A 14,217-nucleotide genomic window follows, 5' to 3' on the forward strand; every position below is an offset into this window, starting at 1 on the left:
TATCCATGTTCTTTTGATAGCCTATACCAATACATTGTAGTCTTGAATACATTGGACATCTCTTGTACCTCTACTATATCCTATCTCGAGTATTTTCATCATCCTCAATTTGCTAACCTTCTTACGCCCATTCAACCTCTTGCCTTTTTTGCAACTATATCACTAACAACTCATTCATTAATAATTTCTCGTTCAAATTCGGCCATTGCACTAAATATCTGAAAAGGAAACGTCCCACTGTGATTTCAATAACAAAACACATCTTTAAGAAAATTTTGCTTTTTTATATTTCTAAATCTTATATCAATATAAAGGATAAGTAACTTGACTATACTATAACGGTAAAAAACACAAAAGTATAACCTGACAGTATGAAACTTAAATAATTGAAGTACTTGAATAACATATTGTTGTAAATTTAACGTTTTATAAAGAGGTGATTCCGTTCCGCTAGGATTAAAAACATTTTGAACAACCGAATGAATTGGAAGTGATGCATCCCCTCAAAAAAAGACCACTTCAACAGATGGTGAATCTAACCTAAAAAATTGAGGGATATAGAATGAGTCGTTTAATTAATATAATTCCCTATACGGAAGGAAAAAACTAAAAATAAAAAAATAGCCCCCACTACACAAAAAAGGAATGAGTCACCTCATTCCCTTTACCATTATACAGACAGTTAAGAACATAATTTTGTGGTCACAAATGGTCACAGAACTTACAATAACCATTTCCTTTTTAATAGAAGTACATTTATATAGACCCTTAAAAACACCTTTAAATCAACATTTCTTCCGTAGCCCCACAGGGAGAGCGCCACCTTGACAGGGTGGAGGTCATCATTTAAATTTACATCCACTTTATTTGTAAAAATACACTTTATCTAACCAATATTTTTAACAATTTCTCCACTTCACCTAAACTCATTTGTCCCATGCAAAAATGAACTTAGCCCCTTATCCATGATTTAATCAACTTTTTATCTAAGCGCTATTCCCCAACATTTAACACCTCTAAAACCTTCCTAAACAACATCGAACCTCTCCCAACAACCAACTCCAAAGGAACTTCCTTAACTCGCCCATCTCTCCCTACCATAACAACCTCATTCTCATAATCAACCCAAATCTGAACATCCTGCACATAATAACTTTTAATAGTAGAGGCCTCATCTAAATTACGATGATCCAGCTCAACCTTAACCTGTTTCGTAAAACGACGCAGCGTTTTCCAAAGAGTTCGTTCTTCTTTCGATTTCATGAAGAGTTCTGGGAGTTCTTTTACTTCTTTTAATAGTGACATAGTTGTTATTGTGTATGTTTGAATGCCATATCCGACTGGGCGGATGAGGTGGTCTAATTTTTTCCATGGCTCTAGTTCGAAATGTACATATTCATTGTTTTGTTGCATTTGAATATTTTTGATTTTGGCTACGTATTGAATGCCACCTTTTTCTCCATGCCATTTTTTCGGTGCATATAATGCTATGTACTTTGCTTCTTGCCATCCTGGTTTTAGTTGTGTGACTGATAGCTGGTATAAACCATTCTTTCTATATGTTTCATATTCACTTTCAGTTTTTACGCTACCCACTAATACTTTTTCTTCTAGTGAAGAGTGCCATTCTTCTTTTGTGCCTCTTGGAAGAATGCCTTCTTTTATAATTTCTTCTGGGCTCTTTTCGATGAGATGGTCTAAAAATTGTTCGACTAGTCTTGTTGCGTTTGGTAAGAATGGGAAGCCACCGATATTTACTTTTTCGATACTTTTATAAAATGGATGGTTTTCGTACGCTTCCTCTTGGTTCCATGGGAATAATACGTACGCTCCGTAAGCTGTCCGCTCAAAAGGTCCCTCTTGTTCCACTACTAATGCATCTCTGTAGCGGTGCATTGTATTAATGTCTTCTTCCATTGGGCCAGGGGCGCCATACTTCCTTTTATAATGAGATCTTTCAGCAAAATCAATTCTATATTTCGCATCAAAAATGTATTGGTATTGGTAGCTCTTTCCCTTTTTCTCAATAGCGAGCATCGTATCTGGCTTTTGTGTAACTGTTGGCAGTTGACCATTTCTTTTTTGGAAGTAAAGTTCAATTACCTCTTCTGTCTCCGGATGTTTGAACGTTCTTTTCGCAGTTTTACTTTCATCAAGCGTTACGAATAAACCATCTTGCTTAACTTGAATAACATCTTGATGGAGTGGTATATACTTTTTCGATAAAATTTGTCCAAGCTTTAAATACGTCCAATATTCGTATAACCTTGCGACATCTTTTACCGACATTTTAAAAATTTGCCCTCGTAATGTTAAACCTCGCGATAGCATTAAGAAGATTTGATACGCATCTCTATAGCCTGCTGCCATTTGGATAACGAGTGAAAAAACTGATCGATCTAATTTTCCGATTGCTCTCCAAAATGGATCGTTCAATTCATTTTTCATTCGATACTTCATATTTTTTACACGTTCTAGCAAATCTTCATCAGTTTCACCACGTGTATACCTAGACTTTGGCTCTAACGCCTTAAGTAAATCATCTATTTTATGTATAACTCTTTGAACCATCCATTTAACAAATCGATTTTCCAGCGTATCATAAGAAACTTCCTTATAAGCTGTAATGCCTTTAGTCGGTATATTGTTTTCTCCTTGCAGCAAGTGTGGTCGCTTTCGCAAATAGTTCATTCCGACAGAATCCAATTTACGAATTTTTTCTCCTCGTACAAGTTGATGTCTAGTCATAAGCGTATGATGCGGTTGTCTTTTAATATGAGAGATTGACTTCATAAAACGCTCAAAGGAATCATTTAAAATACGATAAAACTCACTCTTCGATGGATTGGTAGCGTAAATTGCAGATGCTCCTAAGTAAGTTCTCTTTAATAAATGAAACGCTAAATTATAAATTTCATCATTTACTTCATCTAATAAGGCTCTGTAATCATCCTTATAATCAAGTTTTGCCGGGAAAACTTCAAATGTAACAGTTAATAAAGTATTTTGATCATCTTTAATTTCAAACGTTGTATTCCCTACTTCATTTGGAAATGAAAGATTCCCCATTAACACATGAAGTGACCCCATTTGAATAGAACTAACTTGTTTTCGAAAACCCGGATGTTCATGATAAAAAGAGAGCTGCTTGTTATTTTTCGGAACAACAACAAGCTGATAACTTTTATTTTCAAAAAAGATCGGCGGATGTTCGTTCCATTTATCTAATCTCCGCAGTCTCGCATCAAATACAGAAACAGATTCCGTCTTCCCATCTACATGAAAATACATCATTTCATCCGCGTTCATAGCATGATATTCTTTTAAACTCTCATATTTTTCATGATAAGGATTTCCCTTAATCGTCAATGATAGCTCCTCTGTTTCAATCTTAACTAGCTCTATCTCATTATTAGATCCAGAAAGAGGTGAAACCATCATACTCGAACCTCCTTAACATATGAGACAGCTTATTAGCTGAACGAGGATACTTAGCATAGGACGCGTCATTATTGCCACTATCATATTCTTCATTTGCACATAATACATACAATTGCTTTAATACCTCTTCTGTTCTTCCATCGCTTCCTGCAAGACGCGGTAAAATCTTTTGATATATTTGATAATCAAGTGCTTCATCGAATGACAATAACTTTCCTTGTTCGTTGTATGCCATATAGAAACAAATTTCATCTCGTATACGGTATCCAACTTGAGCACCTACTGATTCAAGTATTTTATTTATTTCTATTAAAATGTTCGATATATTTCTCACAAGATCTTCGTTTTCTTTAAAACATTCCTTTAGATGAAGATACTCAGTTTCTAAAGAGCGATTTGAAGCAGTTTCAGCTTCCTTCTCTTCTACATCCATTAAGAAATTAAAATAATCTAAGTTAACGGTATTAAACTCAATTGTATTCGCACGATCTAATACTTTCTTACTTAACGGATGTGTCGTTTCATCCATATTTACAGTTCCGATAATATATACATTTGATGGAATTATAACGTGCTTATTCGTAATTGATTCTGGGAGTACTGGTGACGTAACAATTTTTCCATCTTTCCATTTACGACTTTCAATTACACTTAAAAAATCACTAAAGTAGTATTCCACCCGAGCTAAGTTCATCTCGTCCAATACTACAAAATAAGGTCTATTTGGATTTGCACCTGCAAATTCAAGCACCTTAATTAACGGTCTTTCTTGAAACTCCCCTTGAAGGTTCACATAACCAAGCAAATCAGAACTATCACTCCAATCAGGTCGAACCGGAATAAGCGTAAATTGTCCATTCTCTTCCGTTGCTCCTAAGCTCTCCGCAAACCACTGCACAATTTTCGTTTTCCCTGTACCTGAAATACCTGATAAAATTACAAATGGCTTCGTCTTTAATGAAAGGAAGAAGTTAATAAGATCCTTTTTCTCATAAAAGAAACCTTTACTTTGAATATAAGAAGACACATGATCAATAATGGATTGCTGATCTAAATACACTTCTTTCCTCTCATAAATCATTTCATACTTCGTTCCTTCCTCTTTATAAGCTATGAACCCCTCATAATAACGAAACATTTCTTCTAAGTCTTCAACTAACTCTTTCTCGCTTGGCATTTTATTAGCATCGTACGCAATATAAGCCGCTGTTGAATTCGCATATCCTTTCGCTTTTGGGCTTGTCCCTAGGAAAATATCATCATCTTTTTTCACCTTTTGGGACATATGTATTTGCTCACGAATCTCTTCTTTAATTTTTTGCATCTCTTCTTTAGACGTTTCCGTCACACCTTGTCCGATGGTTAAATACAATCGTTGCATATCTTCACTAAATAAATAGACGATATAATACCCTCTCTGTGTCGATGTTGTAATATCTCTATGCATTAACGCAATCCACGGAACTGTTGCCCAATTCCCTTTTCCGACTGACCCTATCACACTGTACTGCTTCTCACTTATAAATGGTAAACGAATGATCTCTGTTGCTATATCATTTCGGACTGTTAATCCTAATTTATGTCCTGCAAATTTTTCTGTTTTTGCATCCAAATATTCTTTCATTATCTTTAAAAAGCCTTCACGTAAACTACTACTCATATTACCGCCCTTTTTTTCACTCTTTTTTATGTATTGTTCAGTTGGAGTCCATTCATCATTAATTAGTCCTACTTGTTCCAGCCAATCCAGTAAGTTACCCGTACGCCTCTTCGCCACTGATTCAACCATCAAATTATCCCCTAATGAATTTCGAACAATCGTCATTCCAAAATCAACTAGAGCTGCTTTCTTTTCATCCTTTGAATACTTCTCTAACAACCCAAGAACAAATAAAGCATGACGAAAATATTCTTGTTTTAAAACTAACTGTGCCATGTAGTTTTTCTTATCTTCCGATTGAACACATTCGCTTAATAGCAGCTGATTCATTTCATGAGATTCATTCAAAAAGCCCAACAATCTTAAATCTTGGCGCGCATTAGATTTCACTCTATATAAACTTTCATCCGTTTGTTCACGTAACGTACTTGGATTATATGTACCATTCATGATCTCTTCTAAAAAGAGCATGACTTTATTGTATTTTTCGCTTGGTAGATTATCGGTTTTGAATTCTTTAAATGTAATAGCTCCCGATTCCTTTACATCCACAAATGGAAGCTGTGAAAAGAAAGCTACCAAGAAAGTATTACATTCACCCGCTTGTCCAAAATTTTCACTCTTTACTGTACGCATAGCAATAAATTTTCTCCAAGCATCCTTAAGAATCTCAAAACTCACTTTAAAATAAGGTGATGCTTCCTCTTCATATTGCTCACGTGAAAATTTAGCTTCAACGTATAATCTTTCATCATCTTTATTTATAACCAAATAAGTTTTATCACCATTTATATCTTCAACCTGCTCCGTTAATTTAGCCAATTCAATTATGAGTTGCTCTAACATTTTCATCCCCACCGTTACAATTAATTACAATTACTACTATTTTACCAAACTATGTATAAAAGAAAAATCATACAATATGCTGTATGATTTTCTACTCCATTATTTAAAACGCTTCTGATAATCCTCTTCATTTTTAAATTCAATCGGCCCAACATCCATTCGGGATTTTCCATTCTCATACACTAGTGGTGAAGCTTCTGAATGGTCTTTTAAGTAACTTTTTACATGTGAAATTTTCATTTCATCTAAATTGGTTAAATCAATATGAGCAATATAATCATCTACAATACTTTTTACCACTCTTTCCATTTCAATAAAATCTATATTCTCCTTAGATTTATGATAGGCAATATAATCATCCACAATACTTTTTATTAATCTATCCATTGCAATAAATACGGTCAAAAAAAGAAATACGAAATAATCGTTAAATTGATTAGGAGTATCTATTTCCATCAAAATTTTAAAATCATTATAGCCTTTTCCAAGCGCTATCATCATTAATAAAAAGTAACTAAGGATTCTTCTCATATTTTGTGAGACTAAATCACGATCAGTAAAGTATATAAAGGTTATTAAAGAAATGGGTAATATAATGATCACTATATAGTAAATTTGATATGGCATATGTTTAAAATTGACTGCCCCAACAAACAAAACACATATTATTGTGATATGAATCATTAAACTAAGTGTAGTTTTCCCAAATAGGATGTCTAATCTATTTATCAAATAATTATCTTTATTAATTTTTGCTACTATTTTTTTGATAATACTATTAAAAGTACCTATTTCTTTTTCTACGTCCAATTTAATCCGACTAACTATTACAACAAATATTGGATAAGCACATACTACACTTAAAATTGGCCATTGCATTTTTTCTATATCCGCCCCAATAATTACCTGGAAAGCAAAATAGCTTAGGAACATTGTCGCAATGATAACCAACCCTTCAAACACAATCAAAACATTTTTAATTGTTTGTTTTGACTTCCTCATTAATCTTTTTGCGCCTTTTTCCCCAATTTTCTCTAAAAACGGAAGGATCACTTTATTTATCAGAAAGTAAGATATTCCCCCTCCTACTACAATTAAAAATAAATAAAACAAAAACAACTTCATATCCTGCATAATCCTACTCTCCTTTTCTTAATATAATCATTACTACATCTCCATATTAACAATCTTTCCGGTAATTATAACGTCACATAATTACAATATTTCTTATTTATGAATTTTTTTGTATACAAAAACTCCAATCACCCATAACTCTTAATGGATAATTGGAGCTCTATAAAATCTATTATTATATATATAAACTTCCTTAAACATATTTCATGTTACTTTCCATATAACTTTAGCAACTTTCTTCCTTCCTGAATAATATCTTCCTTTAAACTATCAGGCTTTATTACCTCTACAGCCGCTCCCATACCAAGAATCCATTTCTTTATAGATTCCTTCCCACTCATTGTTGCTTGAAAACGAATACTACCATCCGATTTATATTCTATAATTTGATTTTCTCCCCAAATTGATTCTGGCACGGACACAGAAAACGGTGGATGTATAAGTAATTCCAACTCTAGTGGTTCATTCATAATACCGAACCTGGGGAACTCTTTTCGAATATCAAATTCTCCAGGGATTGTGTATGTATCATAAATAATTCGAATATCTTTCATTCGGGACAATTTGAACATACGTGTGTCTTTTCTACGATCACACATGGCAATGCAATAGAAAAACTCATTGTAATGTACAAATCCATATGGAGCAATGACACGTTCAGATCGTTCACCCGATCGTTTTTCATACTGAATTTTCACTTTGCATCTTGCTCCAAAGGCTTCTTGTAACTGTATATATTTTCGATTTTCATCCGAAAACTCATAATTTGGTCTGGATCTTTGTACAAAATAAATATGACGATCTCGATCTTTCTCCAATTTTCGTAATGCTTTTAGCTTATCCAACGCTACTTGTGCATCACCTGAATAAATAGCATTCCCCTTAGATAGTAATTGTTCAATCGCAAATGTTAAAGCACGCAATTCTTTATGAGACAAGTTTTTTATTGGGAATAAGGATGTATTAGAAATATAGTATCCCCCTCCACGTCCTCTTTCACTTTCAACAAAGATACCTGCTTTTTCAAGTTCATCCCGATAGATACGAATCATGCGCTCCTTAACTTCAAGCTCCTCTGCAAGTTCGCTAATTTTCATTTTTCCCCGTCCATGAAGAAGCTCTATCATACGAAGAGTATTGCTTAACTTACTCATAATTCTTCCAATTTTTTTCTCGGTATTACAATAATTTGAGTGATTCCACTTGTAAACTCTGCTATACGAATACTTCTTGGTGAACCATCTGGTAAAAAGATTTGAATTGTTTGAGCTCTCATTTTATTTATCTTCCCTTCCACTTACACTCTTTTACAACCTGATTATTTTGTATAACATATATGAATACATCAAACGGTAATTCTTCTAAATCTTGTTGGTGGTTGATTGATAAAACAAAGTTTTCAACCACTGTTAAAATAATACACCGCATATTTCCATTTTCATCTTCACTCATAAAATCTACTAACGATAGATTAGAATATGCCTTAACATTCTTACGTTGATTATGTTCCTCATACTCACTAATCAATTCTGTATAATCACTTGATATAAGTCGAGAAATATTCTTTGCATCCGGTACTAAAGTTACTTGCATCACTTTATACGGAGGCATAACGTTTACATTTCTCTCTCTTTCTACTTCTTCAAGACGACTTTTACGACGGTCTTCAATATCGAGTAGCTGTGCTTTCATCTGATTAATCAATGCTGAATTACGATTATCTATATTTTCATTGCGATATTTCTCCAACTTATCCATCGTATTTTGATATTGCGAATCAAACGCACGACGTAAAAATTGTATTTTTTTATTCAGCTGTGTTTCGTTCCTTATGACGAACTCTTCTCGCTTTTGCATCACATGATCCATTGCCTGCATAAGTAAATGAGTTCCTTCTTCTTCTTCCTTTTGAATCGCTGCATCAAATGATGAACCATATAACCAATATGAATCTAATTCTATTACATCTCCATTTTCTCGCTTTGCAAAATATACAATATCTTTATGCAATTCTCTTCCGGTTCCATCTGTTAGCCTAATTTCATATCCTTCAACTTCAAGCTTCTCTTGAATTGAAATTGGGATTTCATAAGTAACAACTGTTACTCCCTCCATTTCCTCTTTCATAAGCTTGATTGCTAAAGAAAACAACGGATTATCGTTTTGAATTAACGAAACCGTTTCATCTATATACTCTTCCTTGCTTGTAAAACGATAAGACTCCTCTTTTCCTTCCAACGGGATACGATGCTTTCTCGCAAATTCACGAATTGATTTCGAGATTCTATCAATCCGATACATTTGATCATTTTGCGAGGGATATACTCTAACCCTATAATCACTTAATGTATTAGCTGTAAAATCTGCGTACACTCTCGTCGGAACCTTTTGGATGGCTATTTCCTGTTGTTCACGTTGCATACCAGGTAGATCAATACTATCCATTGCAAGCCGCTCTTCTTGAGCAATCTTTAATAACTCCTCATATTCCTCCGATAAAACTTGATTCACATCTCTTTTTATATCTTCTAACTGTTCTCGGTTCAAAACTGCATGTTGCATAAGTGTAGGCAAATCTATCATCCGATCTTCGAGACGATCTCCTATAAAATCATAAACAAGATCTTGTCCTAAATCATTTTTCATTTTGTCCATTTTTACTAAAAGAGTATGTAACACATCCCCTTCACGTGTATTACCTGCTACTAAATTAAAAACAAACACTTCATTCTTTTGACCGATACGATGTATACGTCCCATACGTTGTTCTAACTTGTTTGGATTCCATGGAATATCATAGTTCACCATTTGATTGCAGAACTGTAAGTTAATTGATTCTCCACCAGCATCCGTGGCAAGCATTATTGGATAGTCATCCCGGAAAAATTCCACCTGTCTTCTTCTTTCATCCATAGAATACTTCCCAATAATTTTAGCAATACGTAATCCATGTGCGCTAAGACGTTTTTCTAAATAATGCAGTGTATCTGTTGATTCCGTAAAAATAAGAATTTTTTCTCCTTTTTGCAAAAGGCCATCCGTTCCAAACAACGTATTTTCAAGCTCTATGTATTTACGTTCAACACAATTTTGGCGAATACCACTCGAATAATGAATAAGGCGTTCTAATTCTGTAATCTCTACTTCCAGCTCTCTCGGATCAATCGTATCTATACTTTCTTCACTGCTTTTCTCTAATAGTTCTTGCTCTTCAAATGTCGCTTCTTCATAATCCTCTACAGATACCTCTTCAAGATCAACATGTTTTTTCTCCATCTCTTCTAACAATGTTACCAATCGTTGATGGCGACGTACTAATGATAAATGCACGGCTTCTATAGAAGAACTTAACCTTCTTTGTAATAGCATCATTGCAAAAGCAGTACTGTTATTCCCTCGATTCATAGCGCGATTAAAATGCACCTTTACATATTCTGTCACAGCCTCATATAGTTCTAATTCTCTATCTGACAAATCATATTTAATTGTTTTTGTTGTACGCTTTGGAAATAGAGGGGTGCCGTCAAATTGCTTCAAATTTTCTTTTAAGCGCCGAATAATAAACGGGTTCGTTTTATCACGTAGCGTTTCTTTAATCCCGATAGAAGAAAAAATATCAGGATCAATCAGCTTCATTAAATGGCGAAAGTTTTCTACATCTCCTTTATGAGGAGTGGCAGTCAATAACAAAGCATGCTCACTATTTCTAAGAATCCCTTCTCCCAATTGATATATCTTTGTACGCTTCGTCTTTTTATTTTTATTACCTATTGTATAAGCAGCCATCTTATGAGCTTCATCCACAATAACTAAATCAAAATCAGCTTCCATCACAAGACTTTTAATATCATCTCTTGATGCCCAGTAAAGAGAAGTTAATATATAGTTCTGTTCAACAAATGGATTCTTACCATTGTATCCCTTTAAAGTATGACGCGTCACAATCGTAAATTCTTCTCCAAACTTTTCATATAGTTCTTGCTGCCACTGCTTCAATACTAATGGAGGAACAAGAATTAAAATCCGATCTGCACTTCTTCTTGCTTTCAATTCACGAATGAGCATACCTGCCATAATTGTTTTCCCGGCTCCCGGATCATCTGCAAGTAAAAACCGTACAGTTGGCACTTGTAGCATTCTCCCATAAACTGCTTCAATTTGATGTGGAAGTGGTAAAATATTTTTGTTTCCTAATGCACGAGACTTAGAAAATTTCCGATCAATCAAAAGTTCTCGATATAACATATAACGCTGTAATTGTTTTGGCGATAACAAAGTTTTCCCAACTAAATCATTCAATTTTTCAATTGATTGCAACTGTTCTGGGAGCATAATTACTTGATAGTACTGATTACTATCTTTTCCATAGGCCTCAACACGATAAAAACTTCCTTGTATATCTTCACATTTTTTTATTTCTACTATTTCAGGCCATAACGATCCTTTAACAATATCGCCCACTTCTAACATAAGACTCCTCCTACCAATAACATTTCTATATTTCATTATAGCAAAAAGAAAAGGCCTCCCAATATTAGAAATAATCGGAAGGCCTTCAACCTATTAAATACTATATAATTTTAGTTCAAATTCTTCTTCTTTGTACAATTCTGTCGTACGTCCCGAAACATCCTCTAAACGCATTACACAAACATCACCTGTTTTATAACGATCTTCAAGCAGATGGAATACAGCATCTGTTTGACGCTCTACTACTTCTCCTTTAGAATCAAACACAATTGTTAATTCATTGGAAATTCGTTCATTATTACGATAAAATGCTACACGCAATGTTCGTGGATATAACTCATTTGACACTTTTTCTTCTTGGAAAAATGGTACGATAAATTGATAATTTGTAATGACTTTTTGAATAGAAGTAACTCGAACATCTACAAGTTCTTTCTCTGTCTTACGTGCTTTCCCTTTTAACTGACGATATTCAATTAAAGGCACTATACTTTCCTGCGGCATTGCTCCTCCGTGAACAAAGCGTAGTCCACCACCAGCAGTAAAGCGATTTAATCCTTTTGCAATAACCGCTTCTTGTTCTATCCCTAAATATTTTAAAGAAATCTTTATTGTTCCCTCAGGCGCTATTAAATCTTTCCCAATAGCAAATCGACGATTACTATCGAAAACATCACCTTTTATACTTTCTGTTTTTTGATGTTTTTCTACTTGTGAAGATTGGTATAAGAATCCATGATCACTTGTAATGAAAATACGTCCAGCGTCATACGTACCAGTCAACTTTCGAACAGCAATCTTTACACGTTCTATCGTATTTTCAACAGCCTCATACGTATAACCTTCTGTTTTACCCGAATCACCAATCGCATCGATATTATCATGATATAAATAGACAACGCGCTTTCCTTTTATAAATCCTAAACCATCTTCCTTGCTTAAACCAATGAACTCTTCCATTTTTAATGCAACAGAATCTGGTTCACGTGATTGTAAAATCTTATTTCGATTTTGTAACCCTTTTGTAGAAACTTCATCTACATATACGGTACCATCACTTGCAATATTAGATATCTTTCCAGGTAACAGCGCAGCCATCCCGAGTTGTGTATACGTCGGCAGTGATGCTTGCATAGGGATTAACCTTACTTCTGTATTCAATCGCTGACTAAAACTATTTGTTAGCTCTTGTCCAATCTCATAGCGAAGTGCATCAGAAATGATTACAAATATACGCTCTCTAGAACCTTCCACAAGTGGAAGGATCATAGATCGATAAAAGTTTTTTTGCTGCATTACATCAGTAATTGGCCAATTCGCTTTTAATTTAGCCTCCACTATATCATCTGTATAACGACCTAACTCTACTAAATATCGATTCTCATACCAAAACGTTAATCGCTCCAGCAACTCACTATATTCATCTAACTTAGGCTCATTTACATAATGTACTTGAAAATGACGATACGCTTGATCGATATTATAATATTTATCTGTATAAACCGTAACCCATTCTTCTTCATTCTTCGGAATGTCATTACGCTCAAATACATCTTTCCACTCATACAAACGGAGTGCCTTTTCTAATAGTTCATACTCCTTATGAAAACGAGTCTTATACCAATAACTCTTACTTCGCTCAGTTAAAATACTCTTCCACTCTGTTATCACTATCGTTTCATTTAGAAGGAGCTCATGTAATACATCAAGAATTTTACGCTCTACTACTGCAAACGTGTCACATCGAAGAAAAGCTTGATACGTGTACTGATCCACCGCTTGTACTATATTCCACTTTTGTTCTAATATGTCTAAAATTCCTTCTAGTACATTTCTTTCTTCCGACTTTAACCAATCTTCAATAAATACTTTACATATATTAGGAACTGTTGACTCATACTTAAATGCTACTAACTTTGCATCTAAGTATGCAGCATAATGCTGGAAGACGATTGTATCCATAATTTGAACAAGACGATTATCTTCTTGTTTAGTAATTCCAAAATACTCTTCTATGAACGTATAAAATACTTCTGTATCCAAATACTTAGCAACTTGCTCAAGCATTTCATTTGTATCAGATAAACTTCCACCAGCTACAACACTTTTTAAAATATCTTGTGGGGTAATACTTTTAGCATTACATAACACAGCCAGCATCGTTTGCTTTACTTGCTCAACTGTCGACTTATTAGGAAGTAATTTTTGAAACTTCGCTACACGTTGCTTATTATCAAAGAACTTCGTATGCTCTTCTAAAAATGGTCGGATCGCAAGATGATCCAAACGCAATTCCTTCATACGAATCGCAACCTCATCAGCTTGAAACTCACCGTAACTTCCGCTATATAACAAAATATCTAATAAAAAATTCTCCCGATCCTCTGGTTTTGGAAATGGAGCATAAATTAAATACGAATTATCCGTATCCTCTTTCTCCAATAAAACCTTTGTACGGAAAGCATTATGTTCGTTTAAATAATGCAATTGAATATTTTCAAGTTTGAGTGCTTCTTCTATTTCAGTCATATCGCGCCCTTCACTTTGTGCATCATACCAAAACACAAGTGAACGATTCGTACTAGTATTTTCTTCCTGCTGTTGATGAAACAGTCGAAGTAACTCTTCTACGATATTCATCAGTCACCAACTCTCACTAAACTTAT

At 34.3% G+C, this 14,217-nt stretch carries 7 protein-coding genes; all 7 read right to left on the minus strand.

Annotated features, from left to right (window positions below; translation table 11 throughout):
- Window positions 1–993 precede the first annotated feature (993 nt).
- The 7 genes from COK05_RS16020 to pglZ all read right to left on the minus strand — a co-directional run bounded on the left by COK05_RS16020 (window position 994) and on the right by pglZ (window position 14,191).
- Window positions 994–3,438 (minus strand): restriction endonuclease-like protein, encoded by a 2,445-nt coding sequence (locus COK05_RS16020; protein ID WP_141539125.1) that lies wholly within the window; start codon window positions 3,436–3,438, stop codon window positions 994–996.
- Window positions 3,413–5,947, minus strand: a complete 2,535-nt coding sequence (locus COK05_RS16025; RefSeq protein ID WP_098613362.1) for an MrcB family domain-containing protein — start codon at window positions 5,945–5,947, stop codon at window positions 3,413–3,415. The genes COK05_RS16020 and COK05_RS16025 overlap by 26 nt, the downstream gene beginning before the upstream one ends.
- Before the next feature lie 99 nt (window positions 5,948–6,046).
- Window positions 6,047–7,081, minus strand: coding sequence for a hypothetical protein (locus COK05_RS16030; protein WP_098613363.1), 1,035 nt, complete (start codon window positions 7,079–7,081; stop codon window positions 6,047–6,049).
- A gap of 209 nt (window positions 7,082–7,290) precedes the next feature.
- Entirely contained in the window at window positions 7,291–8,235 is a 945-nt protein-coding gene (locus COK05_RS16035) for a helix-turn-helix transcriptional regulator (RefSeq protein ID WP_098147714.1), read from the minus strand.
- On the minus strand, window positions 8,232–8,357 hold the full coding sequence (locus COK05_RS31000) for a hypothetical protein (protein WP_255290333.1): 126 nt from the start codon (window positions 8,355–8,357) through the stop codon (window positions 8,232–8,234). The genes COK05_RS16035 and COK05_RS31000 overlap by 4 nt, the downstream gene beginning before the upstream one ends.
- 5 nt (window positions 8,358–8,362) lie before the next feature.
- Entirely contained in the window at window positions 8,363–11,551 is a 3,189-nt protein-coding gene (locus COK05_RS16040) for a DEAD/DEAH box helicase (RefSeq protein WP_098613364.1), read from the minus strand.
- 93 nt (window positions 11,552–11,644) lie between these two features.
- Window positions 11,645–14,191 carry a BREX-1 system phosphatase PglZ type A gene (gene pglZ / locus COK05_RS16045; RefSeq protein ID WP_098613365.1) on the minus strand — a complete coding sequence of 849 codons (2,547 nt, stop codon included), beginning with the start codon at window positions 14,189–14,191 and terminating at the stop codon, window positions 11,645–11,647.
- Between the last annotated feature and the right edge of the window lie 26 nt (window positions 14,192–14,217).

It is taken from the genome of Bacillus cereus (assembly GCF_002567495.1).
GTDB classification, from domain to species: Bacteria; Bacillota; Bacilli; order Bacillales; family Bacillaceae_G; genus Bacillus_A; species Bacillus_A cereus_AQ.

Coding starts and splice junctions, on each gene's coding strand:
- COK05_RS16040 (WP_098613364.1), bottom strand. CDS start 11,551: ATGTTAGAAGTGGGCGATATTGTTAAAGGATCGTTATGGCCTGAAATA.
- COK05_RS31000 (WP_255290333.1), bottom strand. CDS start 8,357: ATGAGAGCTCAAACAATTCAAATCTTTTTACCAGATGGTTCACCAAGA.
- COK05_RS16025 (WP_098613362.1), bottom strand. CDS start 5,947: ATGTTAGAGCAACTCATAATTGAATTGGCTAAATTAACGGAGCAGGTT.
- COK05_RS16035 (WP_098147714.1), bottom strand. CDS start 8,235: ATGAGTAAGTTAAGCAATACTCTTCGTATGATAGAGCTTCTTCATGGA.
- pglZ (WP_098613365.1), bottom strand. CDS start 14,191: ATGAATATCGTAGAAGAGTTACTTCGACTGTTTCATCAACAGCAGGAA.
- COK05_RS16020 (WP_141539125.1), bottom strand. CDS start 3,438: ATGGTTTCACCTCTTTCTGGATCTAATAATGAGATAGAGCTAGTTAAG.
- COK05_RS16030 (WP_098613363.1), bottom strand. CDS start 7,081: ATGCAGGATATGAAGTTGTTTTTGTTTTATTTATTTTTAATTGTAGTA.